This is a genomic window from Pseudomonas sp. FW305-25 (assembly GCF_017351415.1).
Taxonomy (GTDB): domain Bacteria; phylum Pseudomonadota; class Gammaproteobacteria; order Pseudomonadales; family Pseudomonadaceae; genus Aquipseudomonas; species Aquipseudomonas chlororaphis.
Genome location: NZ_JACNDE010000041.1, coordinates 25,923 through 49,674 on the forward strand (window position 1 = coordinate 25,923; position 23,752 = coordinate 49,674).

Annotated in this window: 23 protein-coding genes and 1 other RNA gene; 13 read left to right on the plus strand and 11 right to left on the minus strand. The window is 63.1% G+C overall.

What is annotated here, in order from left to right; genetic code table 11:
- The first annotated feature begins 165 nt into the window (after positions 1-165).
- From J4E58_RS27190 to J4E58_RS27200, 3 genes are all read left to right on the plus strand, one after another.
- Entirely contained in the window at positions 166-1,308 is a 1,143-nt protein-coding gene (locus tag J4E58_RS27190; RefSeq protein WP_087092501.1) for a DegT/DnrJ/EryC1/StrS aminotransferase family protein, read from the plus strand.
- A 384-nt stretch (positions 1,309-1,692) separates the two neighbouring features.
- The gene (locus tag J4E58_RS27195; protein ID WP_007928255.1) at positions 1,693-2,376 is read left to right on the plus strand and encodes a hypothetical protein; all 684 of its coding nucleotides are present in this window, start codon (positions 1,693-1,695) and stop codon (positions 2,374-2,376) included.
- Between the two features lie 210 nt (positions 2,377-2,586).
- Positions 2,587-3,294, plus strand: coding sequence for a hypothetical protein (locus tag J4E58_RS27200; RefSeq protein ID WP_007928247.1), 708 nt, complete (start codon positions 2,587-2,589; stop codon positions 3,292-3,294).
- Between the two features lie 98 nt (positions 3,295-3,392).
- Here J4E58_RS27200 and gcvH read toward each other — a convergent pair whose 3' ends face one another.
- From gcvH to J4E58_RS27240, 8 genes are all read right to left on the minus strand, one after another.
- Positions 3,393-3,776, minus strand: coding sequence for a glycine cleavage system protein GcvH (gcvH, locus tag J4E58_RS27205; protein WP_009046109.1), 384 nt, complete (start codon positions 3,774-3,776; stop codon positions 3,393-3,395).
- 51 nt (positions 3,777-3,827) lie between these two features.
- Entirely contained in the window at positions 3,828-4,910 is a 1,083-nt protein-coding gene (gcvT, locus tag J4E58_RS27210) for a glycine cleavage system aminomethyltransferase GcvT (RefSeq protein ID WP_087092502.1), read from the minus strand.
- A gap of 156 nt (positions 4,911-5,066) precedes the next feature.
- Positions 5,067-6,683, minus strand: a complete 1,617-nt coding sequence (locus tag J4E58_RS27215; protein ID WP_007926754.1) for an iron ABC transporter permease — start codon at positions 6,681-6,683, stop codon at positions 5,067-5,069.
- A 94-nt stretch (positions 6,684-6,777) separates the two neighbouring features.
- Positions 6,778-7,779 carry an extracellular solute-binding protein gene (locus J4E58_RS27220; protein ID WP_053263050.1) on the minus strand — a complete coding sequence of 334 codons (1,002 nt, stop codon included), beginning with the start codon at positions 7,777-7,779 and terminating at the stop codon, positions 6,778-6,780.
- 200 nt (positions 7,780-7,979) lie between these two features.
- Positions 7,980-9,197 carry a 2-octaprenyl-3-methyl-6-methoxy-1,4-benzoquinol hydroxylase gene (locus tag J4E58_RS27225; protein ID WP_172963058.1) on the minus strand — a complete coding sequence of 406 codons (1,218 nt, stop codon included), beginning with the start codon at positions 9,195-9,197 and terminating at the stop codon, positions 7,980-7,982.
- A 121-nt stretch (positions 9,198-9,318) separates the two neighbouring features.
- Positions 9,319-10,506 (minus strand): 2-octaprenyl-6-methoxyphenyl hydroxylase, encoded by a 1,188-nt coding sequence (gene ubiH / locus J4E58_RS27230; RefSeq protein WP_007926748.1) that lies wholly within the window; start codon positions 10,504-10,506, stop codon positions 9,319-9,321.
- Entirely contained in the window at positions 10,503-11,837 is a 1,335-nt protein-coding gene (gene pepP / locus J4E58_RS27235) for a Xaa-Pro aminopeptidase (RefSeq protein ID WP_087092504.1), read from the minus strand. Before pepP ends, ubiH begins: the two co-directional genes overlap by 4 nt.
- Before the next feature lie 27 nt (positions 11,838-11,864).
- Positions 11,865-12,422, minus strand: coding sequence for a YecA family protein (locus J4E58_RS27240; protein WP_007926743.1), 558 nt, complete (start codon positions 12,420-12,422; stop codon positions 11,865-11,867).
- Between the two features lie 140 nt (positions 12,423-12,562).
- On the opposite strand from J4E58_RS27240, the gene J4E58_RS27245 reads away from it, so the two are divergent.
- The 4 genes from J4E58_RS27245 to J4E58_RS27260 all read left to right on the plus strand — a co-directional run bounded on the left by J4E58_RS27245 (position 12,563) and on the right by J4E58_RS27260 (position 14,036).
- Positions 12,563-12,772 (plus strand): TIGR02449 family protein, encoded by a 210-nt coding sequence (locus J4E58_RS27245; RefSeq protein WP_007911197.1) that lies wholly within the window; start codon positions 12,563-12,565, stop codon positions 12,770-12,772.
- Entirely contained in the window at positions 12,769-13,092 is a 324-nt protein-coding gene (locus tag J4E58_RS27250) for a cell division protein ZapA (protein WP_007926742.1), read from the plus strand. Before J4E58_RS27245 ends, J4E58_RS27250 begins: the two co-directional genes overlap by 4 nt.
- 24 nt (positions 13,093-13,116) lie before the next feature.
- Positions 13,117-13,295, plus strand: a non-coding RNA gene (gene ssrS / locus J4E58_RS27255) — 6S RNA.
- 135 nt (positions 13,296-13,430) lie between these two features.
- Positions 13,431-14,036, plus strand: coding sequence for a 5-formyltetrahydrofolate cyclo-ligase (locus tag J4E58_RS27260; RefSeq protein WP_087092505.1), 606 nt, complete (start codon positions 13,431-13,433; stop codon positions 14,034-14,036).
- A gap of 34 nt (positions 14,037-14,070) precedes the next feature.
- On the opposite strand, the gene J4E58_RS27265 is transcribed toward J4E58_RS27260, so the two are convergent.
- The gene (locus tag J4E58_RS27265) at positions 14,071-14,217 is read right to left on the minus strand and encodes a hypothetical protein (protein WP_007926740.1); all 147 of its coding nucleotides are present in this window, start codon (positions 14,215-14,217) and stop codon (positions 14,071-14,073) included.
- A gap of 195 nt (positions 14,218-14,412) precedes the next feature.
- On the opposite strand from J4E58_RS27265, the gene J4E58_RS27270 reads away from it, so the two are divergent.
- From J4E58_RS27270 to J4E58_RS27285, 4 genes are all read left to right on the plus strand, one after another.
- Positions 14,413-14,862 (plus strand): EVE domain-containing protein, encoded by a 450-nt coding sequence (locus J4E58_RS27270; RefSeq protein ID WP_087092506.1) that lies wholly within the window; start codon positions 14,413-14,415, stop codon positions 14,860-14,862.
- A 136-nt stretch (positions 14,863-14,998) separates the two neighbouring features.
- Entirely contained in the window at positions 14,999-15,964 is a 966-nt protein-coding gene (locus J4E58_RS27275) for an HlyD family secretion protein (protein WP_053263056.1), read from the plus strand.
- The gene (gene rbbA, locus J4E58_RS27280; RefSeq protein ID WP_087092507.1) at positions 15,961-18,681 is read left to right on the plus strand and encodes a ribosome-associated ATPase/putative transporter RbbA; all 2,721 of its coding nucleotides are present in this window, start codon (positions 15,961-15,963) and stop codon (positions 18,679-18,681) included. The genes J4E58_RS27275 and rbbA overlap by 4 nt, the downstream gene beginning before the upstream one ends.
- The gene (locus J4E58_RS27285; protein ID WP_087092508.1) at positions 18,681-19,796 is read left to right on the plus strand and encodes an ABC transporter permease; all 1,116 of its coding nucleotides are present in this window, start codon (positions 18,681-18,683) and stop codon (positions 19,794-19,796) included. Before rbbA ends, J4E58_RS27285 begins: the two co-directional genes overlap by 1 nt.
- 119 nt (positions 19,797-19,915) lie before the next feature.
- Here J4E58_RS27285 and J4E58_RS27290 read toward each other — a convergent pair whose 3' ends face one another.
- A complete protein-coding gene (locus tag J4E58_RS27290) occupies positions 19,916-20,323 on the minus strand; it encodes a flagellar basal body-associated protein FliL (RefSeq protein ID WP_007926735.1) in 408 nt (135 codons plus the stop codon).
- Between the two features lie 158 nt (positions 20,324-20,481).
- Between J4E58_RS27290 and J4E58_RS27295 the strand changes: the two genes are divergently transcribed.
- Together J4E58_RS27295 and glpT are read left to right on the plus strand one after the other, a co-directional pair.
- Positions 20,482-21,459 (plus strand): NADPH:quinone oxidoreductase family protein, encoded by a 978-nt coding sequence (locus J4E58_RS27295; RefSeq protein ID WP_087092509.1) that lies wholly within the window; start codon positions 20,482-20,484, stop codon positions 21,457-21,459.
- A gap of 273 nt (positions 21,460-21,732) precedes the next feature.
- Positions 21,733-23,082 (plus strand): glycerol-3-phosphate transporter, encoded by a 1,350-nt coding sequence (glpT, locus tag J4E58_RS27300; protein ID WP_007926732.1) that lies wholly within the window; start codon positions 21,733-21,735, stop codon positions 23,080-23,082.
- On the opposite strand, the gene J4E58_RS27305 is transcribed toward glpT, so the two are convergent.
- Entirely contained in the window at positions 23,079-23,726 is a 648-nt protein-coding gene (locus tag J4E58_RS27305) for a gamma-glutamylcyclotransferase (RefSeq protein WP_007926730.1), read from the minus strand. The two genes, glpT and J4E58_RS27305, sit on opposite strands and share 4 nt — an antisense overlap.
- Between the last annotated feature and the right edge of the window lie 26 nt (positions 23,727-23,752).

Here is a 23,752-nt window from a genome sequence, read left to right on the forward strand (position 1 = left end):
TCTCTCAGGCGGCGCTCGGCGTCGATGGAACACGGTCAAAGCAGCATAGCAGCCGATCCCGCACGCCGACGGTGTGGCACCCCGGGCGAACCGGTAGCATGATGCTCGACTCCGGCGCGGCCCGCCGCCCTGCCTCGACCACTGTTTATCGGGTATCCCATCGTCATGAGCCAGCTGCCTTTCCTGCCGTTCTCCAAACCCACCATCGATGAAGCCACCATCGCCAGCGTCGGCGAAGTGCTGCGTTCGGGCTGGATCACCAGCGGGCCCAAGGTCCAGGCCTTCGAGGCGCAACTCTCGCAGTACTGCGGCGGGCGCCCGGTGCGCACCTTCAATTCCGGCACCTGCACCATGGAGATCGCCCTGCGTATCGCCGGCATCGGCCCTGGCGATGAAGTCATCACCACGCCGATCTCCTGGGTGGCCACGGCCAACGTGATTCTCGAAGTCGGCGCCACCCCGGTGTTCGCCGACATCGACCCGATCACCCGCAACATCGACCTGGCCCAGGTGGAAGCCGCCATCACGCCCCGGACCAAGGCCATCATCCCGGTGTTTCTCGCCGGCCTGCCGGTCGATATGGCACGCCTCTACGCCCTGGCGCGCAAGCACGGCCTGCGGGTCGTGGAAGACGCCGCCCAGGCACTGGGCTCAAGCTGGAATGGCGAGCGCATCGGCGCTGGCGGCGACCTGGTCTCTTTCAGTTTCCAGGCCAACAAGAACGTCACCTGCAGCGAAGGCGGCGCCCTGCTGCTGAACACCGCCGAAGAGGCTCGCCTGGCGGAGAAGTATCGACTGCAGGGCGTGACCCGCCACGGCTTCGACGGCCTGGACGTGGACGTGCTGGGCGGCAAATTCAACATGACCGACGTCGCGGCCGCCATCGGCCTGGGCCAGTTCGCCCACCTCGAAACCCTCACCGCTCACCGCCGCGAACTGGCCCGGCATTACTTCGAATGCCTGGGCAGCGACTTCGAAGCCCGCTACGGCGCCCAGCTGCCCCCGGCGGACTTCAACAACAGCAACTGGCACCTGTTCCAGCTGGTACTGCCGGAGCGGCATGACGGCAAACCGGCGCGGGCGACCTTTATGGAGCAGATGCAGGAGCGCGGGATCGGCATCGGCTATCACTACCCGCCGATTCACTTGCTGAGCCTGTACCGCGAGCGCGGTTTCAAGGAGGGGATGTTCCCGGTGGCGGAACGGGTGGGACGCCTGATCGTCTCGTTGCCGATGTTCACGGCCATGAGCAAGAGCGATGTCGAACGCTCGGTAGCGACGGTGAAGGCGGTCTTGCAAGAGGCATAAACGGATACCGGCCCCTGAACGGCCAGCCCTTGCACTATTCAAGACGCTCAATGCCCTGCATTGGGCGTTTTTATTTCAGCGATAAAGATAGTTGCCAATCGCTATATATCAGCGCCACCGGCCAACTTCCTTGTGCCAAAAACCAGACTCCCGACAGAACTTTGTCTAACTGCGCACATAAACACATGATAAGCCAGCACGATTCAAAACATTGAATTTCCGCAATACAGACAGCACCAAAGACAATAGCCAATAGTTCTATAGTTCAATTTTTTGCATGCTATGTTTACTGATGACTGCGCAGTTGAGACAAAAGGCCACTACGTAGTTGCAAAGACCGTTACAAAATCCATGTTTCAATCTATTCGAAATGGAGTTCAAGAAATGAGCAGCCAACAAATAATTCTATACATCGAAGAACAGCAGTTGATTGCACAAAAAAACAACAACTACAGCCTTTATCTGGCCAAGAAAGTAAACAATGACTTCACTGTCATCTGGCAATCAAAAGGACCTATTGCCACCGTCAACAACCCTAGTTACCAATATAGAAACACTTTCGATGTCACCACCCCGTCGTTCATGGTCAACTACACCAATGACCCGGTCAGCAGTGGCGATGTCACCTTCACCTCCGGCGGCAAGAACCTGCCGATCAGTACCGGCCAGATCACCACCCTCGATGCCAATGGTGTGTTCACCCCGGCCAAGAATGGCGGCGTACCCTCGGACGTGCTGATCAACAACCTGCTGCAAGGCAATCCACATCAAATCCTGCTGGACTCCAACGGCAATAACATCTGGGTGAATCGCCAGAGCGGCATGAACATCGGTACTGCGACGCTGACACCAAAAAGCCAATACCAAGTCTGGTTCGGCAACATTCAGGAAACCGGTTCGTTGATCGCCACCAACCTGTCCAACCCCTATGTGGTGACCCTGCAGGATGGCGGCAGCATCACCATTACCTACACCGACAGTGGAACCTGGGTGACCGGCGAACCGGCCAAACGCCTGAGCGCTGCTGAAATCAAGGCACTTCACGCCAGGGCCGGGATCGCGGCATAGTCCGCGGGACGGGCTCGAGCATCGGTTGCGCGAAGGACGCAGAGCACCACGCGATACCCTTGGCAGTCTTTCGCTCGCAAACGCCGCTCAAACAAGAAAACCCTGTATATCGCCGATCTACAGGGTTTTTTTGTTGATGGCGTCGAACCCGGCCAGCAGGACTCGAGACTCTGCACCGAAATCATCCACGGGATGAACGTGAGATTAGCCATGAGCAAACAGACCATCATCGTCTATATCGAAGAAGATCAACTTGTTGCCCAAAAGGTAAACAACTACAGCCTCTATCTGGCGAAGAAAGTAAACAGTACTTTCACCGTCATCTGGTTTGCAAAGCCCCCCTTCGCCGCACCCAACCAGCCATCCTATCAATATAAGAACGTCTTCAATATCACCAATGACTCTTACATGGTCAACTTTACAAACACGCCCGTGCAAGAGGGAGATGTCAACTTTACTTCAGGCGGAAAGAACCTGCCCATCAACACCGGCCAGATAACCACCCTGACTAAGTACGGTGTATTCAGCCCTGCAAAGAACGGTGGCACGCCAGGAGATGTTTCAATAAACAACGAACTTTCGGCCAACCCCAGCGAAATATTATTGGACTCTACCGGACTCAATCTCTGGGTGAACTGTTCAGGCGGCATGAATATAGGTGTCGCTACCATGACACCCAAGAACGAGTTTCAATTATGGTTCGGCCCAGGCCAGACAGCGGGCTCGTTAATCCCCAGCACTCTGTCCAATCCTTACACCATCAGCGTGAACGACGGAGAAACCAAAACCGTCACCTACAACAACCAGGGCGCCTGGGTCAGCGGCGAACCGGCACGGAGCCTGACAACAGAAGAAATAGCCGAACTTCATGTCAGGGTAAGCAAAGCCGTGCTGCTGGCCAGATCGCTCCGTCGCTAGGCCAGTGACTTGAGTTGTCGCATTGTCTTAAACGAAAAACGCCGCATATCCGATAAGGGAACACGGCGCTCTTGTAACAGCTTGGCTTGCGGCAGCGGTTATTCGCCGATAGCGGCCTTATAACCGGCTGCGTCGAGCAGCTTCTCAAGATCAGCAGCGTTGGCCGGCTTGAGCTTGAAGATCCAGGCGCCGTACGGGTCGCTGTTGAGCAGTTCCGGGCTGCCGCTCAGGTCTTCGTTGACCGCGATCACTTCGCCGGCCACTGGCGCGTAGATGTCAGAAGCGGCCTTCACCGATTCCACCACACCGGCCTGGTCGCCAGCGCCGAAGACATTGCCGACTTCGGTCAGCTCGACGAACACCACGTCGCCCAGGGCTTCCTGAGCGTGGTCGCTGATGCCCACGGTCACGGTGCCATCGGCTTCCAGACGGGCCCATTCGTGACTTTCGGCAAAACGCAGGTCAGCAGGGATATCGCTCATGTTCTGTGTCCTCAAGAAGAAATGTCAGCGGTAGATCCCGCCGGAAATAAGTTAGATCAAGGTTTTGCCATGACGCACGAAGGTCGGTTTTACCACCCGGACCGGGTACCACTTGCCACGGATTTCCACTTCTGCACGGTCGGCGGTAGCCATGGGCACCCGCGCCAGGGCGATCGATTTGCTAAGCGTAGGAGAGAAACTACCACTGGTGATCTCTCCTTCGCCAACATCGGCGATGCGAACCACCTGATGGGCACGCAGCACGCCGCGTTCTTCCAGCACCAGGCCGACCAGTTTGTGCTTCACCCCACCCGCGCGCTCGGCCTCCAGCGCGGTGCGCCCGATGAACTTGCGCGACGCCGGCTCCCAGGCGATGCTCCAGGCCATGTTGGCCACCAGCGGTGAAACCTCCTGGTGAATATCCTGGCCGTACAGGTTCATGCCGGCCTCCAGGCGCAAGGTATCGCGGGCGCCGAGGCCGATCGGCGAGATCCCCGCGCCCACCAGATCGTTGAAGAACGCCGGGGCCTGGTTGGCCGGCAGGACGATTTCCAGGCCATCCTCACCGGTGTACCCGGTGCGCGCGATGAACCAGTCGCCATCGGCCTGGCCTTCGAAGGGCTTGAGTTGCTGGATCAGCGTGCCGCGCGACTGGGTCACCAGCTCGGCGATCTTGTGGCGGGCGTGGGGCCCCTGGATCGCCAGCATCGCCAGCTCGGAGCGTTCGTGCAGTTGCACCTGGAAAGCGCCCAGCTGCGCCTGCATCCAGGCCATGTCCTGGTCACGGGTGGCGGCATTGACCACCAGCCGGTAACCGGCTTCGGTGCGGTAGACGATCATGTCGTCGACGATACCGCCGTGCTCGTTGAGCATGGCGCTGTACAAGGCCCTGCCGGGGCTTTGCAGGCGTTCGACATCGTTGGCCAGCAGGTGCTGGAGCCAGGCCTTGGCCTGGGGGCCGTCGACATCGATCACGGTCATGTGGGATACATCGAAAACCCCGCAATCGCGTCGCACCTGATGGTGCTCCTCGACCTGCGAGCCGTAATGCAGAGGCATATCCCAACCGCCAAAATCGACCATCTTCGCGCCCAGGGCGAGATGAAGGTCATACAGAGGCGTGCGCTGTCCCATGGGTTTCTCCTTCCGGGCGTGGCGAAGGTGCGGGCGGTCGCTGTATGAGCTGGAAGCCGTGAAATAGAAGGCTCTCAGATAATTCAAAAGACCCGATCAGAAAGATCGACCACACCGAATGCCGCGCATTGTAGCCGCAAGGTGTGACACTGGCACCTAACCGATTCGATGAGCGGAGCGTCGGATCAGTCCGATCACCGGCAGCAATCCCACCAGGACCAGGGTCAGGGCCGGCAACGCGGCACGCGCCCACTCGCCCTCGCTGGTCATCTCGAAGATCCGCACCGCCAGCGTGTCCCAGCCGAACGGGCGCATCAGCAAGGTGGCGGGCATTTCCTTGAGCACATCGACGAACACCAGCAGCGCCGCGCTCAGGGTGCCGGGCAGCAACAGCGGCAGATACACTTTGAAAAACAGTCGCGGTCCGCTGACCCCCAGGCTGCGCGCCGCTTCCGGCAACGACGGGCGGATCCGCGCCAGGCTGCTTTCCAGCGGCCCGTAGGCCACTGCGATAAACCGCACCAGATAGGCCAGCAGCAACGCCGCCAGGCTGCCCAGCAGCAACGGCTTGCCCGCCCCACCCAGCCAGCCCGACAGCGGGATCACCAGCTCGCGGTCCAGATAACTGAAGGCCAGCATGATCGACACCGCCAGCACCGAGCCCGGCAAGGCATACCCCAGGTTGGCCAGGCTGACGCCGGAGCGGATCGCCCGGGTCGGCGCCAGCCGTCGGGCGAACGCCAGCAGCAGGGCCACGCTGACCGTGATCAGGGCCGCCATGGCACCCAGGTACAGGGTGTGCAGGATCAGCCCGGCATAACGCTCGTCGAGGTCGAAACGGCCACGCTGCCAGAACCACACCACCAGTTGCAGCACTGGGATGACAAAGGCGCAGGCAAACACCAACGCGCACCAACTGGTGGCCGCCAAGGCCTTGATGCCATGCAGGTGGTACAGCGCCTTGCCCCGCGGCCGCTCGTTGCCGGAGCGACTGGCGCCACGGGCGCGACGCTCGCCGTACAGCACCAGCATCACCGCCAGCAGCAACAGGCTGGCCAGCTGCGCGGCGCTGGACAGGCTGAAGAAGCCATACCAGGTCTTGTAGATGGCGGTGGTGAAGGTGTCGAAGTTGAACACCGCCACCGCGCCGAAATCGGCCAGGGTTTCCATCAGCGCCAGGGCCACACCGGCACCGATGGCCGGCCGCGCCATGGGCAGGGCCACGCGCCAGAACGCCTGCCAGGGCGTCTGCCCAAGCACGCGCGCGGCTTCCATCAGGCCTTTGCCCTGGGCCAGGAACGCGGTGCGCGCCAGCAGGTACACATAGGGATAGAACACCAGCACCAGGACCAGGATCACCCCGCCGGTGGAGCGCACCCGCGGCAGGCGCAGGCCCGTGCCGAACCATTCGCGCAGCAGGGTCTGCACCGGGCCGGAAAAGTCCAGCAGGCCGACGAAGACAAAGGCCAGCACATAGGCCGGAATCGCAAAGGGCAGCATTAGCGCCCAGTCCAGCCAGCGCCTTCCGGGAAACTCGCAGAGGCTGGTCAGCCAGGCCAGGCTCACCCCCAGCAGCGTCACGCCGACACCGACGCCCAGCACCAGGGTCAGGGTGTTGCCCAGCAGGCGCGGCATCTGGGTCTCCCACAGGTGCGACCAGATCTGCTGGTCGATCACCTGCCACGACAGCAGCAGCACGCTCAGCGGCAGCAGCACCAGGGCGGCGACGGCAAAAACCAGCGGGTACCAGCGACGTTGGGCGGGATGGGCCACGAAAGACTCTCGAACGAGATGGATCAATAAAAGGCAATTACGAACCGGTTAAACAAAACGCCCCGCAAAGGCGGGGCGCAGTATAACCAGCGGATCAGTTCCAGCCAGCACGGTCCATCAGGCGAATGGCCTCGGCCTGGCGCTTGCCGGCGACTTCCACCGGCAGGGTGTCGGCCACGAACTTGCCCCAGGCGGCCACTTCAGCGGACGGCGGCACGCTCGGGTTGGCCGGGAATTCCTGGTTCACGTCGGCGAAGATCTTCTGCGCTTCCTCGGTGGTCATCCATTCCACCAGGGCCTTGGCGGCTTCCGGGTGCGGTGCGTGCTTGGTCAGGCCGATGCCCGACAGGTTGACGTGCACGCCGCGGTCACCCTGGTTCGGCCAGAACAGTTTGACCGGCAGATCCGGCTTCTGCTTGTGCAGACGACCGTAGTAGTAGGTGTTGACGATGCCCACGTCGCACTGGCCGGCGCTGATCGCCTCGAGCACCGCAACGTCGTCGGAGAACACGTCGGTGGACAGGTTGTTGACCCAGCCCTTGACGATTTCTTCGGTTTTCGCCGCGCCGTGGGTTTCGATCAGGGTCGCGGTCAGCGACTGGTTGTAGACCTTCTTCGCCGTGCGCAGGCACAGGCGGCCTTCCCACTGCTTGTCAGCCAGGGCTTCGTAGGTGGTCAGTTCGGACGGTTTCACCCGCGCGGTGGAGTAGGCGATGGTCCGTGCCCGCAGGCTCAGGCCGGTCCAGGCGTGCGAGGCGGCGCGGTATTGCAGGGGGATGTTGGTGTCGATCACCTTGGAGGTGAACGGCTGCAGGATGCCCATCTGCTCGGCTTGCCACAGGTTGCCGGCATCGACGGTGAGCAGCAGGTCGGCGGTGGCGTTCTCGCCCTCGGCCTTGATCCGCTGCATCAGCGGCGCTTCCTTGTCGGTGATGAACTTCACCTGGACCCCGGTTTTCTGGGTGTAGAGATCGAAGACCGGCTTGATCAGTTCGTCGATACGCGAGGAGTAGACCACCACTTCGTCGGCTGCCTGGACAGTGCCGCCAATGAGGGTGAGGGCCAGGGCGGTCAGTAGACGCTTCGGTGCCAACATGGGAGCGGTCTCTCGAAATCAAAGGGGAGTAAATGATAAGGACTACTATTTAGCTTCTCAAACTGAACCGGAGGGCGAGGCGTTACGAGATGTTGCTGATGCATCGCCAACGTCGGTTCAGAGCAGACGCGCGCCCACACATGTCCGCGCGGCCCCTGCGAGAGCCGCCGGTTGAGCGGTTCGACTACTCGCGATAACGGTCAGGCCTTGGCCAGTTCCGGCAGATCCCCGCTGAGGCCCAACGCCTGGCGCACGAACAGCGCCTTGGCCTCGGGCATCTGGTCGACCATTTTCAGCCCGGTATTACGCAACCAGCGCAGCGGCAGCGGATCGGCCTGGAACAGCCGTTCGAAGCCTTCCATCGCCGCCATCAACGCCAGGTTGTGCGGCATGCGCCGCCGCTCGTAACGGCTGAGCACCTTGGTGTCGGCCAGGCGTTCGCCACGGCTGGCCGCCTGCAGCAACACCTCGGCCAGCACCGCGGCATCGAGGAAGCCCAGGTTGACCCCCTGCCCGGCCAGCGGATGGATGGTATGGGCCGCGTCGCCGATCAGGGCCAGGCCCTCTGCCACGTAACGCTTGGCATGACGCTGACGCAAAGGCACGCAGAGTCGCGGATCGGCGCTCAACACCGCGCCCAGACGACCTTCGAAGGCGCGTTCCAGCTCACGGCAGAAGTCGCTGTCGTCCAGCGCCATCAGGCGTTCGGCCTCGCTGGGCGTGGTCGACCAGACGATCGAACACCAATCGTGCTGACCGTCGCGCTCCAGCGGCAGGAACGCCAGCGGGCCGTTGTCGGTGAAACGCTGCCAGGCGGTCCTCTGGTGCGACTCGGCGCAACGCACGCTGGTAACGATGGCGTGATGCAGGTAATCCCATTCGCGGGTAGCGCAGCCGGTCAGGCGCCGCACCGCCGAATTGGCGCCGTCGGCGGCGATTACCAGCGGTGCGCGCAGGCTGCGGCCATCGGCCAGGGTCAGCAGCCAGTCGTCGCCGGAACGGCGCATCTGCTCCAGGCGGGCGTTGGCCAACAGACCGATGTCGCAGTTGTGCAGGCGCTCCAGCAGCGCGTCCTGGACCACGCGGTTTTCCACGATGTGGCCCAGCGCCTCGGCATGCACGCTGGCGGCCGAGAAGTGAATCTGCCCGGTGCCGCTGCCATCCCAGACCTGCATCTCGGCATACGGGCTGCTGCGCCGCCGGGTCACCCCTTCCCAGACACCCAGGCGCTCGAGAATCCGCTGGCTGGCCGCCGACAATGCGCTTACCCGCGGCTCGAACGGTGCTTCGTCGTCGAAGGGCTTGACCTTCAGCGGGCTGCCATCGAGCAGCAGCACTTCCAGGCCGCTGTCCTGCAACGCCAGCGCCAGGGCGCTCCCGACCATTCCGGCCCCGACAATCAGCAGATCTGCACGCATTTCCATGCTTTAAGCCTGTCTCGCTTGCGGCTTGAGCCGCACGTAAAGGGTTTTGTCGAACCGCGCTACCTGGCTGCCGACACTGTGCTGGATTTCCATGCCCGGTCGCGGGCTCAACCACTCACGCATCGGGACGGGTACCCAGGCCCATGGCTTGCCGCGCGAACCAGCGTTTGGCCGGTGGCAGCAGATCCAGGCCCAGCAGCCCGATATTGCGCCCCAGGGACACCAGCGGCAGCTTGCTGCCGAACAGCCGGGTGACCTGGTCGGAGAAGCCCACGGTCAGGTCCTGGTCCAGACGCTGCCGCTCACGGTAGGCCTGCAAGATACTGAAATCGCCCGGCGGCGTCGGGCTGACCAGCAAGGCATCGGCCAGCGCCTGGGCGTCGCGCAACGACAGGTTGAAACCCTGCCCGGCAATCGGGTGCAGGCTATGGGCGGCGTTGCCCAGCACCACCAGGTGAGGGCGCACCTGCTCCTCGGCCTCCACCAGCGCCAGCGGGTAAAGATGCCGCGCGCCGACCTGTTTCAGGGTGCCCAGGCGATAACCGAATACCCCCTGCAGTTCGCTGAGGAAGCTGCGTTCGTCCAGCGCGGCCAGGCGCTGCGCGTCCATGCCCAGGCGGGTCCAGACCAGTGCGCAGCGGTTATCCGGCAGCGGCAGCAGGGCCATCGGGCCGTCGTCGGTGAAGCGCTCGAAGGCCATGCCGTTATGGGCTTCGCTCGGGGTGATATTGGCAATCAGCGCGCTCTGGTTGTAGGGGCGCTTTTTCACCCCGATCCCCAGTTGCTCGCGCAGCCCCGAGCGACCGCCGTCGGCCAGCACCGCCAGCTCGCAATCCAGGCTGGTTTCATCGTTGAGAGTCAGGCGGTAGCCATCTTCCAGCGGCTCCATGCGCGTGACTTCGGCCGGGCAGCGCCAGCTCACCACGTCCTTGTCCAGCCCCTGCCACAGGCATTGGCCGAGCCAGGCGTTTTCCACCACATAACCCAGGGCGGGAACGCCCTCCTCCATGGCCGACAGCCGCGCGGTGGAAAACCGCCCACGGTCGGAGACATGGATCTGTTTGATCGGCTCGGCGCGGCGGGAGATTTCCTGCCACACACCCAGCCGTTGATAGATCTGCCGCGCGCCGAACGACAGCGCCGAAGAGCGCGCATCGTAGCTGGGCTGATAGGTATCGCCCGGAGCGAACGGCTCGATCAGCACGATCTTCCAGCCGCGCTCCTTGGCGCCGGCCTGCAAGGCCAGGGCCAGGCTGGCACCGACCAGGCCACCACCGATGATCGCCAGATTGACCCGGTTCATGCTGCGCAGCTCCGGGCGGCGGCCATCAGGGCCTCGATCTCGGCCACGGTCTTGGGCACGCCACCGGTGAGAATTTCACAGCCTTGCTTGGTTACCACCACGTCATCCTCGATGCGCACGCCAATGCCGCGCCATTTCTTCGCCACGTTCTGATTGTCCGGCGCGATGTAGATGCCCGGCTCGACCGTCAGGGCCATGCCGACTTCCAGCACCCGCCATTCGCCGCCGACCTTGTACTCGCCGACGTCATGCACATCCATGCCCAGCCAGTGGCCGGCGCGGTGCATGTAAAACGCCTTGTAGGCTTCGCTGGCGATCAACTCGTCCACCTCGCCTTCGAGCAGACCCAGCTTGACCAGCCCGGTGGTGATCACCCTGACGGTCGCTTCATGGGCCTGGTTCCAGTGCTTGTTCGGCGCGATCTCGGCAAAGGCGGCTTCCTGGGAGGCCAGCACCAGCTCGTAGATCGCCTTCTGCTCGGCGGAGAACTTGCCGTTCACCGGCCAGGTGCGGGTGATATCGCTGGCATAACAATCGATCTCGCAACCGGCGTCGATCAGCACCAGGTCGCCGTCCTTGAGCAACGCGTCGTTCTGCTGGTAATGCAGGATGCAGCTGTTGCGCCCGGCGGCGACGATCGAACCGTAGGCCGGCATCTTCGCCCCGCCCCGGCGGAACTCGTAGTCCAGCTCGGCTTCCAGGCTGAACTCGTACAGGCCGGCACGGCTGGCCTGCATGGCCCGGATATGGGCCTGGGCGGAAATCCGCGCGGCCTCGCGCATCACCTTCACTTCCGCCGCCGATTTATACAGGCGCATGTCGTGCAGCAGATGATCCAGGGCAACGAATTCGTTCGGCGGCTGGGCGCCCAGGTGCGCCTTGGAGCGGATCACGTTGATCCATTCCATCAGGTGGCGATCGAACTCGGGGTTGCTGCCCATGGCCGAATACACCCGGTCGCGGCCTTCGATAAGGCCCGGCAGGATGTCGTCGATGTCGGTAATGGGGAAGGCATCGTCGGCGCCGTAATCGCGGATCGCGCCCTCCTGGCCAGCCCGCAGGCCATCCCAGAGTTCGCGCTCGGCATTACGCTCACGGCAGAACAGGATGTACTCGCCATGCTCGCGACCGGGCATCAGCACGATCACCGCCTGGGGTTCCGGGAAACCGCTTAGGTACTGGAAATCGCTGTCCTGGCGGTAGACATGCTCGACGTCGCGGTTGCGGATCGCCACCGCGGCAGCCGGCAGGATCGCGATGCTGTTGGGTTCCATCTGCGCCATGAGCGCCTTGCGGCGGCGGGTGTATTCCGATTTCGGGATATGGATCATGGGCAGACGGATTTCCCTATCGAGCGATCAGTGCAGAGAAGGCTTGGCGGCCGGTTCAACCGTCTTGTTGGTCTCGGTGAACAGCAGCAGCGGGGCGACCCGCAGGTATTCCATCACTTCCATGTAGTCGCTTTCGCCGTCGTCGGACTCTTCCAGCGCGTCCTGTACCTGGGCGATCGCCGCCAGGTCCTGCAGCACTTCCGTGGCCTCGGTGCTCAGGGCACTGCTGTCGCGGGAGTTCAGGCCAAAGCCGGTGAGGAAACCCTGGCACCACTGCCCCAGGGCCGCGGCGCGCTCGGCCAGCGGGGCGTCGTCGGTGGGCAGCAGCAGGACGACAGTCATGTCATCGCTGGTCAGCTCGCCCTTGACCATTTCCTGCAGGCCGATCAAGGCGTTGCGAACATTGTCCTGCGGCTCGCCTTCGAGCAGCTCGGCGGCGTCGATCAGCCAGCCGTCGACTTCGAAGCCGGCGCCGGCGCAACTGCGACCCAGCAACAGGCCATGCAATTCGGCGGGCGAGACAGGGTGACCGCTGCTGCTGAGCAGGGTGGCGAAGGCGTTGTACGGGGAATTCTGAATGGGCATGGGCAGCTAGGCGCCAAGCGGCGCAATGTCTAGAATGGAGGCCTTGTATCCTAGCATCGGCAGACGCGCCAAGACCATCGAGGCCGTCAACTCGTTTGCCCAGGCAGTTGCCACTCATCAGACAAATCCAGTGGGATCCAATGGAAGACACCGATCTGCAAGCGCTGATGGCTAGACTCGAACTGCTAATTGGCCGGGTCGAGCAACTAAAGAGTCAAAACGCACTCTTATTAGCTCAGGAAAAGACTTGGCGCGAGGAACGCGCGCACCTCATTGAAAAAAACGAAATCGCCCGGCGTAAGGTCGAATCGATGATTTCGCGCCTCAAGGCCCTGGAGCAAGACTCATGAGTTCAAGCAATAGCGTTACCGTGCAGATCCTCGACAAAGAGTACTCGATCATCTGCCCCCAGGAAGAGCGTAGCAATCTGGTGAGCGCCGCCCGGTACCTGGATGGCAAGATGCGCGAGATCCGCAGCAGCGGCAAAGTCATTGGCGCCGATCGTATCGCGGTGATGGCCGCCCTCAATATCACCCACGATCTGCTGCACAAGCAGGACCGCCCTGACGTGCAAGCCAGCGGTTCGACCCGCGAACAGGTGCGCGACCTGCTCGAGCGCGTGGATCTGGTGCTCGCCACCGACACCGATACAACCAAGGCTGATTCCTGAGGGTGGTTGCGGTATAATCCCCACCACTCCCTGGGGTGCTTGCCAGTTGGCGATGTCCCTGAGCCGATTCGCACTACCCTGGAAGTTGCACGTTGGGCCGGTGTGCATGTCCGCTAGACGGAAAGCCTTAACGCCTACTGCATCTTCCGCCTTGAACTTTCGGGTTCAAGGGCTAAGTCGACAGCGGTTCATCCGGGGAGCCTGAATTCCATGCCAATGCCAGCTATGCAAATAGCTGGCATTGTTTTTTTGGGGCTCCGCTTTTTCGGCTCCGTTTTTTTCGATCAGGGGTTATTTGGTACGCTGTCCTGCCGTACCCGACCCGGACCCGAGCGACCATGACCGAACCGGCGCCGCTTTCCCGCCCGCAACTTCGACGCATACTGCGCAAAGCCCGCCGCGCCCTCACCGCCAGCGAACAACGCCAGGCCTCTCGTGGGCTGTATCGACAACTGGCGCAGCATCCGCTGTTCCGCCGAGCCAAACACATCTCCCTTTACCTGCCCATGGACGGTGAAATCGACCCGCGCCCGCTGCTGCTGGCCGCGCAACGCCGGGGCAAGGCGACTTATCTGCCGGTGCTCAGCGCCTGGCCACGGACCAAGATGGTGTTTCAGCGCGTTCGCCCCGGCGAAAAGCTGCGCCCCAACCGCTTCCGCATTCCCGAGCCACAGGTGAGTCTGGCCCGGCAACGCAAGGTCTGGGCCCTGGATCTGGTGCTGTTGCCGCTGGTCGGCTTCGATGAGGCGGGCGGACGCCTGGGAATGGGCGGTGGTTTCTATGATCGCAGCCTGGCCTATCTGGCGCGGCGCAAAAGCTGGCGCAAGCCGACGCTACTGGGGCTGGCCCACGAATGTCAGAAAGTCGCGAAACTGGATCAGGCGAGCTGGGATGTACCGCTGCAAGGAACCGTGACTGACAAGAAATGGTATTTCGCGAAATAGGCGCCACCAGGAGAGAGCGGCGCCTTGGAAGGAATCAACGCTTGTAAGGCTGCTGCTGTTGCGCGAGCTCGACCGGTGCGTCGGTCTTGTTGGCCCACAGGCTCTGCGCATAACCGGTTGTCACTACGCCCAAACCGAACAAAATAACCAAAATCCATAGTAAATCCGGTTTGCGTTGCATCGATTGCCCCCCTCAGGCAAATCCCACACGATGACAGCGACGGTTTCCATAACAGGCCGTGCAGCAGCGTCAAGCTTAAAATCCCGGCATTCTGCGATAACGTGAACCGACACGCAAATGCTGGCGTCAACCGACTGTCGGTTTGTCATAAAATTGCCCGACAACTTGCCCACGCCCCTCTGGAGAGCACAGAAAATGGCCTATTGGCTGATGAAATCCGAACCGGAAGAACTCTCGATCGAGGGCCTGGCGCTCAAGAAACAGGCGCGCTGGGACGGCGTACGCAACTACCAGGCGCGAAACTTCCTGCGCAGCATGGCGGTGGGTGACCAATTCTTCTTTTATCACTCCAGCTGTCCCGAACCGGGCATCGCCGGGATCGGCCAAATCATCGAGGCCGCCTACCCCGACCCGACCGCCCTGGAACCGGAAAACCCGCATTTCGATCCCAAGGCCAGTGCCGAGAAAAATGCCTGGAGCGCCGTCGACGTCGCCCATGTCGAAACCTTCCCCAAGGTTCTGCGCCTGGATTATCTGAAGCAGCAAACCGCCCTCGCCGAACTGCCCCTGGTGCAGAAAGGCAGCCGGCTGTCCGTGATGCCAGTGACCGCCGAACAGTGGGCGGCGGTGCTCGCGCTGCGCTGAACAGGCCGCAAGCGATACTCAGGCAGGCATCCCGCGCACAACGTACTAGGCTTGCCCGTTCATTTGACGGACATCAAGTCGCCCAACGGCTTGAACCGCCAGACTAGGACGCTACTGCCGCAGGGATGCCCCCCCAATGCCGACGAATCACCGTTCCTCCCGCCTTTTTGCCTTCGCCTTGCTGGCATTGCTGCTGATCGCGGGCGGCTTTGGTTACTGGAAGTCCACCCTGGACCGCCTGCCCGAGGGCCTGAGCATGGGCAACGGCCGGCTTGAAGCCACAGAGGTGCAGATCGCCAGCAAGACGCCCGGACGCCTGGCCGAAGTGCTCGTCGACGAAGGCGACAGAGTGTCCAAGGACCAGCTGCTGGCCCGCATGGACACCCGCACCCTGGAGGCCCAGCGCGCCCAGGCCGAGGCCGACGTGGTGCGCACCCGGGAAAACCTCGCGGCGGCCGAAGCCAATGTGCAGCTGCGTCAGAGCGAACTGCTGCTGGCCAACCAGGAACTCAAGCGTTCCCGGGAACTGTTCAACCGTGGTTACGCCAGCCAGCAGATCATCGACCAGCAGCAGGCGCGCCTGAACACCGGCAACGCCGCCGTCCAGGCAGCCCAGGCCCAGGTCGCCGCGGTGCGCGCCGCCATTGGCTCGGCCAAGGCCATGGTCGCCCAGCTGACCAGCGAGATCGACGACAGCAGCCTGCGCGCGCCCATCGACGGCATCATCCAGCTGCGCCTGGCCGAACCGGGCGAGGTGCTGGGCGCCGGCGGCCGGGTGTTGCTGCTGATCGACCCGAGCGACCAGTACATGAACCTCTACCTGTCCGCCTCGGTGACCGGGCGCCTGGCTGTCGGCAGCGAGGCGCGGATCCTGCTCGACGCCCTGCCCGATCAGCCGCTGCCGGCGAAGATCAGCTTCGTCGCGGCCAAGTCCCAGTTCACCCCCAAGGAAGTGGAAACCCGCGATGAGCGCCAAAAACTGGTGTTCCGCGTCAAGCTGCGGCTGACCCAACCCAGCGCCGTACCGCAGGCCAAGCCGGGCATGCCCGGCGCCGGTTACGTGCGCACCGCGACCGTGGCCTGGCCGGCCAACCTGCAATGAACGAACTGGCGCTGCAGGCCACGGGCATCAATCATCGCTATGGCTCGCAGCAGGCCCTGGTCGACCTCGCCTTCAGCCTGCCCGGCGGTACCCGCTGCGGATTGATCGGCCCGGATGGCGCCGGCAAGTCGAGCCTGCTGGGCTTGATCGCCGGGGTGAAGAAGCTGCAGCAGGGCCAACTGCAGGTGCTCGGCGGCTCCATCGAACAACGCCGCCATCGCAACAGCCTGTACGCGCGGATTGCCTTCATGCCCCAGGGCCTGGGCGGCAACCTGTATCCCGAGCTGTCGATCGAGGAAAACATTCGCTTCTTCGCCACCCTGTTCGGCCTGTCGAAAAGCGAATGCGAACAGCGCATGCACAACCTGTTGCTGGCCACCGACCTGCTGCGTTTCGCCGAACGGCCCGCGGGCAAGCTGTCCGGCGGGATGAAGCAGAAGCTCGGGCTGTGCTGCGCATTGATCCATGAGCCAGACCTGCTGATCCTCGACGAACCCACCACGGGCGTCGATCCGCTGTCCCGCCGGCGCTTCTGGGAACTGGTGGACGAGGTTCGCCGCCAGCGCCCGCAACTGACGCTGCTGGTGGCCACCGCCTATATGGAGGAAGCCGAGCAGTTCGAGCACTGCCTGATGCTCGACCGCGGCCGGCTGATTGCCCAGGGCTTGAGCCGGGAACTGGCCATCGCCACGCCCAGCGGCAAGCTCGACGATGCCTTCACCCACTTTCAAGGCGACAGCGGGCACGGCAACCAGCCGCTGGTGATCCCGCCAAGAACCACGGACAACCAGCAAATTGCTATCGAAGCCCATGAGCTGACCCTGCGTTTCGGCGATTTCACGGCCGTGAACAAGGTCAGCTTCGCCATTGGCCGGGGCGAGATTTTCGGCTTTCTCGGCTCCAACGGCTGCGGCAAGACCACCACCATGAAGGTCCTGACCGGGCTGATGCCGGCCACCGAAGGCAGCGCCAGGCTACTGGGCAATCCGGTGGACGCCAGGGACCTGGCCACCCGCAAGCGCGTGGGTTTCATGTCCCAGAGCTTTTCGCTGTACGGCGAACTCAGCGTGCGCCAGAACCTGGTGCTGCACGCCCGGCTGTTCGACCTGCCCAAGGCCGAGAGCGGCCCGCGGATCGAAGAGCTGATCCGCCGCTTCACTCTCCAGGAGATCGCCGATCAACCCTCCGGCGCCCTGCCCCTGGGCTTGCGCCAACGCCTGTCCCTGGCGGTGGCGGTGCTGCACCGCCCGGAAGTGTTGATTCTCGACGAGCCGACCTCGGGCGTGGACCCGGCGGCCCGCGACGACTTCTGGCGGCTGTTGATCGAGCTGTCGCGGGAACAGGGGGTAACGATCTTCCTGTCCACCCACTTCATGAACGAAGCCCAGCGCTGCGACCGCATCTCGCTGATGCACGCCGGCAAGGTATTGGCCTGCGATACACCGACCGCCCTGCAGCAACAGTTCGCCGGCGAAACCCTGGAAGCCGCTTTTGTCCGCTGCCTGGAAGACGCCCAGGGCGCGCCGGAACCTGCTCCCCCGGCGACCGCCCAGCCCGAAGTCAGCAGCGCCATTCACAGCGACAGTCGGCGCTTGCGCCTGTCGCGCCTGATCGCCGTGGCCACCCGCGAAGGCAAGGAGCTGTTGCGCGACCGGGTGCGCCTGGGGTTCGCCCTGCTCGGGGCGCTGTTCATGATGGTGATCTTTGGCTACGGCATTTCCCTGGACGTGGAAAACCTCGCCTTCGCCGTCTACGACCAGGACCAGACCCCGCAAAGCCGCGCTTACCTGGAAGCCTTCCGCAGCTCCCGCTACTTCAAGGAGCAGCAGCCGATCCGCGACGCCGCCGAACTGCATCGGCGCCTGCAACGCTCGGAGATCAAGCTGGCCCTGGAGATTCCCCCCGGTTTCGGTCGCGACCTGTACGCCGGGCGCCAGCCTGCGGTGGCCGCCTGGCTCGACGGCGGCATGCCGTTTCGCGCCGAGACCAGCCGCAACTATGTCGAGGCGGTGCATCAGGCCAATATCGAATTGCTCGCCGAACACAGCAGCCCGGCCCTGGGGCGAGCCCCCGCGGCCCGCCTGGAAACCCGCTTTCGCTACAACCAGGACGTGGTCAGCGTGAATGCCATCGGCCCTGGCGTGATGGCGCTGATCCTGGCGTTCATCCCGGCGATGCTCACGGCGCTGGGCATCGTGCGCGAGAAGGAGCTGGGCTCAATCACCAACTTCTACGCCACGCCACTCAAGCGCCTGGAGTTTCTCCTGGGTAAACAGGCGCCCTACCTGGGCCTGAGCCTGATCAACCTGGCGCTGCTGGTGGCCATGAACCGTTGGCTGTTCGGCGTGCCCTTCAAGGGCAGCGGCCTGACCCTGGCCTTCGGCGGCCTGCTGTATGTGCTCGCCACCACCAGCCTGGGCCTGCTGATTTCCGCGTTCACCCGTACCCAGATCGCGGCGATCCTCGGCACCATGATCATCACCAGCCTGCCGACCATCCAGTTCTCCGGGCTGATCGTGCCGCGCTCGTCGCTGGACGGCGCCGCGGCGCTGATGGGGCAACTGTTCCCCGCCGGTTACTTCCTCGACATTGCCGTCGGCACCTTCACCAAGGCCCTGGACCTGCGCCAGCTATGGCCGCAGTGCCTGGCGCTGTTCGGGTTCTTCCTCGGGTTCACCGGGTTGAGCCTGGCGATGCTGAAAAAACAGGAGGCCTGATGCACCGGTTCAGCCACATCCTGCGCCTGGGCCTCAAGGAGCTCACCAGCCTGCGACACGACAGCGTGTTGCTGCTGTTTCTGCTGTACGCCTTCACCGTGGCCATCTACATGCCGGCGGCCGGTTCGGTGATCGGCGTGCACAATGCCAGCGTGGCGCTGGTGGACGAAGACCACAGCCAGCTCTCGCGCCAGCTGGCCGAGGCCCTGCAACCGCCGGAATTCCAGAGCCCGGTGCAGTTGCCCTACAACCAGTTGGACCAGGTCCTGGACAGCGGCCAGTTCACCTTCGTCATCAACGTGCCGGCCAACTTCCAGAGCGATCTGCTGGCCGGGCGCCAACCCAGCGTGCAAGTGAATGTCGACGCCACGGCCATGAGCCAGGCCTTCATGGGCGCCGGTTATATCGGGCGGATTTTCCAGCGCGAACTGCTCAACTACAGCCAGGCCGACCCGGCGAGCCGGATGCCGGCACTGTTGACCAGTCGCGCGCTGTTCAACACCAATCTGCAGGGCGGCTGGTTTCTCGCGGTGATCCAGATCGTCAACAACATCACCATCCTGGCCATTGTCCTGACCGGCACGGCGCTGCTGCGCGAACGCGAGCACGGCACCCTCGACCATCTGCTGGTGCTGCCGCTGACCGCCCTGGAAATCATGCTGGCGAAGATCTGGAGCAACATGCTGGTGGTGGTGCTCTGCACCTGGATGTCGCTGGAGGTGATCGTCAAGGGCGTGCTGGGCGTGCCGCTGGCCGGCTCGCTGGCGCTGTTCCTCGCGGTGACCGGGCTTTACCTGTTCGCCAGCACCGCGCTGGGGATCTTTCTCGCCACGCTGGCGCGTTCGACCCCGCAATTCGGCTTGCTGGCGATTCCGGTGATCATCCCGATGTTGCTGCTATCGGGCGGCAGTACCCCGCTGGACAGCATGCCCCAGTGGCTGCAGTGGGTGATGCAGGGCTCGCCGTCGACCCACTTCGTCAGCCTCAGCGCCGCGATTCTGTTTCGCGACGCCGGCATTGAAGTGGTCTGGCCAGACTTGCTGGCCCTGACAGTGATCGGCCTGCTGTTCTTCGGCATCGCCTTGGCGCGGTTCCGCAAGAGCCTGGCGTCCTGAGGTTGCCTCAGGGTGCCAACTTGTAGGAGCGAGCTTGCTCGCGATCAGCCGCCAGGCTGAAGTGCGGCGGAGCTTGCAATATCGCTATCGCGAGCAAGCTCGCTCCTACAGATCCAGCATTACTGGATGATCAGGTTGTTGAACAGCAGGTCTTCCACCACCGGCTTGCCGGTTTCGTCGTTCATCACCTGCTGGGTCTGCTTCAGGGCTTCCTGACGCAGTTTTTCCTTGGCTTCGACGTTGTTCATAGTTTCCGTGGTCTGCTGGGCGAACAGCGCCACCAGCTGGTTGCGGATCAACGGCTCGTTGGCCTTCACCGCCTGGGCGGCGGCATCGCCGGTCACCCGCAGGGCGACGTCGGCCTTGTACACCTTGAGCTTCGGGCCACCATCCAGACCGTAGTTGCCCACGAACGGCGGGTTCAGGCTGATGTAACTGACTTTCGGTGCTTCGCCCTCTTTGGCTTCCTCGGCCATGGCTGCCATCGGCAGAGACAGGGCCAGCATCAACATGATCCACGCTTTCACAGTTCGCTCCTTATCCGGTAGACGGTCTAGCATAAAGGCCCCTGCGCCCGTGCCCAAGCACAAAGCTTATGGCTGGCTATCAGGCCGGGGCATGCTCGTTGACCGCGTTATTCACCCACCTACACTTATCGGCCATCACTCCCAAAGGAATAGCCCTGATGAAAGCCGTGCTGTGCAAAGCCTTCGGCCCCGCCGAAACGCTGGTGCTGGAAGACGTCGCGAGTCCTGTGCCGAAGAAGAACGAGATCCTGCTGCAGGTGCACGCGGCCGGGGTGAACTTCCCGGACACGCTGATCATCGAGGGCAAATACCAGTTCAAGCCGCCCTTCCCGTTCTCGCCCGGTGGCGAGGCCGCGGGGGTGGTCGGCGCCGTCGGCGAGAAGGTCGGCCACCTCAAGGTCGGCGACCGGGTCATGGCGCTGACCGGCTGGGGCAGCTTTGCCGAGGAAGTAGCGGTACCGGGCTACAACGTGCTGCCGATTCCAGCGTCGATGGACTTCAACACCGCCGCCGCCTTCAGCATGACCTACGGCACCTCGATGCATGCCCTCAAGCAACGCGGCAACCTGCAGCCGGGTGAAACCCTGCTGGTGCTCGGCGCTTCCGGCGGTGTCGGCCTGGCGGCGGTGGAAATCGGCAAGGCCATGGGCGCCCGGGTCATCGCCGCCGCCAGCAGCGCCGAGAAACTCGCGGTGGCCAAGGCCGCCGGCGCCGACGAATTGATCAACTACAGCGAAACCAGCCTGAAGGACGAGATCAAGCGCCTGACCGACGGCCAGGGCGCCGATGTGATCTACGACCCGGTCGGCGGCGACCTGTTCGACCAGGCCATCCGCGCCATCGCCTGGAACGGCCGGCTGCTGGTGGTGGGTTTCGCCAGCGGGCGCATTCCCGAGCTGCCGGTCAACCTGGCGCTGCTCAAGGGCGCCGCGGTGATCGGCGTGTTCTGGGGTTCGTTCGCCCAGCGCCAGCCCCAGGACAACGCGGCGAACTTCCAGCAGCTGTTCGGCTGGTTCGCCGAAGGCCAGTTGAAACCGCTGGTCTCGCAGGTCTACCCGCTGAGCAACGCCGCCAGCGCCATCAATGATCTTGGCCAGCGCAAGGCGGTGGGCAAGGTGGTGGTCCAGGTTCGCTGAACCTCCCCTTTTCTTTATGTAGGAGCGAGCTTGCTCGCGATAGCGGTGTGACAGTCGACTTCATTGCTGACTGTCGGATCGCCATCGCGAGCAAGCTCGCTCCTACACAGAAGCATCAGATACGTCCTCCACTTATCTTTAAGCGACATGTTCGTAAAAGAACATGCAAATGCTCCTGCGTTGCGTGCTCCCAGATAAGATGCAGTGCTATTTTCGGTAACGAAACTGTAACATTCGCATCCGCAGTCAAAACAAGAAATTTGGAGCTCTTGAATGTTTGCTTTCTTTCGACCTGCCGCACATCAGGCGCCCCTGCCTGACGAAAAAATAGACAGTACCTACCGCCGCCTGCGCTGGCAGATCTTCGCCGGGATCTTCATCGGCTACGCCGGCTACTACCTGCTGCGCAAGAACTTCTCCCTGGCCATGCCGTACCTGATCGAAGAGGGTTACACCCGCGGTCAGCTGGGCCTGGCCATGTCGGCGATCGCCATCGCCTACGGCCTGTCCAAGTTCCTCATGGGCCTGGTGTCCGACCGCTCCAACCCGCGCTACTTCCTGCCCTTCGGCCTGCTGGTGTCAGCCGGGGTGATGTTCATTTTCGGTTTCGCACCCTGGGCCACGTCCAGCGTGACCATGATGTTCATCCTGCTGTTCATCAACGGCTGGGCCCAGGGCATGGGCTGGCCGCCAAGCGGACGGACCATGGTGCACTGGTGGTCGCAGAAGGAACGCGGCGGCGTGGTTTCGGTATGGAACGTGGCGCACAACGTCGGCGGCGGCCTGATCGGCCCGCTGTTCCTGCTCGGCATGGGCTGGTTCAACGACTGGCACGCGGCGTTCTACGTCCCGGCCGCCGTGGCCCTGATGGTGGCGCTGTTCGCCTTCGTCACCATGCGCGACACCCCGCAATCGGTCGGCCTGCCGCCGATCGAGAAGTACAAGAACGACTACCCCGAAGGCTACGACGCCAGCCACGAAGAAGAATTCAGCGCCAAGGAAATCTTCGTCAAATACGTGCTGCGCAACAAAATGCTCTGGTACATCGCCATGGCCAACGTCTTCGTCTACCTGCTGCGCTACGGCGTACTGGACTGGGCGCCGACCTACCTCAAGGAAGCCAAGCACTTCACCGTGGATAAAACCTCGTGGGCGTACTTCTTCTACGAGTGGGCGGGGATCCCGGGCACGCTGCTGTGCGGCTGGATGTCGGACAAGATCTTCCGTGGCAACCGTGGCCTGACCGGCATGGTGTTCATGGCCCTGGTGACCGTGGCGACCCTGGTGTACTGGCTGAACCCGGCCGGCAACCCGACCATCGACATGATCGCGCTGTTCTCCATCGGCTTCCTGATCTATGGCCCGGTGATGCTGATCGGCCTGCAGGCCCTGGAACTGGCGCCGAAGAAAGCCGCCGGTACCGCCGCGGGCTTCACCGGTCTGTTCGGCTATTTGGGTGGTTCGGTCGCGGCCAGCGCAGCAATGGGCTACACCGTGGACCACTTCGGCTGGGACGGCGGCTTTGTCCTGCTGGTAGGCGCCTGCCTGCTGTCGATGGCCTTCCTGGCCCCGACCTTGTGGCACAAACAGGTCGCCAGCCAGAGTCGCGAAGCCATTGCCTAGTGGGTGGCTGACTTACAGCGCTTGAGCCGCGCCTCCAGATTACGGTCTGGCATGGCGTGGCTACGCAGGGCGTGCACGGTCTGCTCGACATAGTCGCGAGTGGTGCCGTAGCGCCCACAGGCGTTTTCGAATACCTGGCTCAGCACATGGTCCGGCAGGTTGCCGGCATAGCTGGGCAGGTGTCGCTCCAGAACGAACCCCAAGGCCTGAACCCGGCTACCGTCTTCGAGGCGGCAGTTGAGCCAGTGCGGGCGATAGGACGGGTATGGCATCTCGCGCTGCCACAGCGCATACAGCGAGGTTTCCAGCTGCTCTTGCGGCAAGCGGTAGGCGAAGCCGCTGCAGGAACCGCCACGATCCAGGCCAAAGACCAGCCCCGGCTTCTCCGGCGTGCCACGGTGTTCATGGGACCACAGGTACAGACCGCGATGGTAGCCATGCACCCGCCCGCGCATGCGCTCGACCGCCGAACATTCAGGACGCCAGATCAGCGAACCGTAGGCAAACAGCCAGACCGGCCCACCCTTGTGGCGCGCCATGGTGGACTGCATCGAGCTGAGAAGCTGTTCGTGGGTGAGCTGCGGCCCCAGGTCGAGCCGCGGAGGGTAAGCCAGATTCAAAAAACTGGATTCTATGGCTGTCATGGCGAATAGCGTTCGGCTCCCCGCGT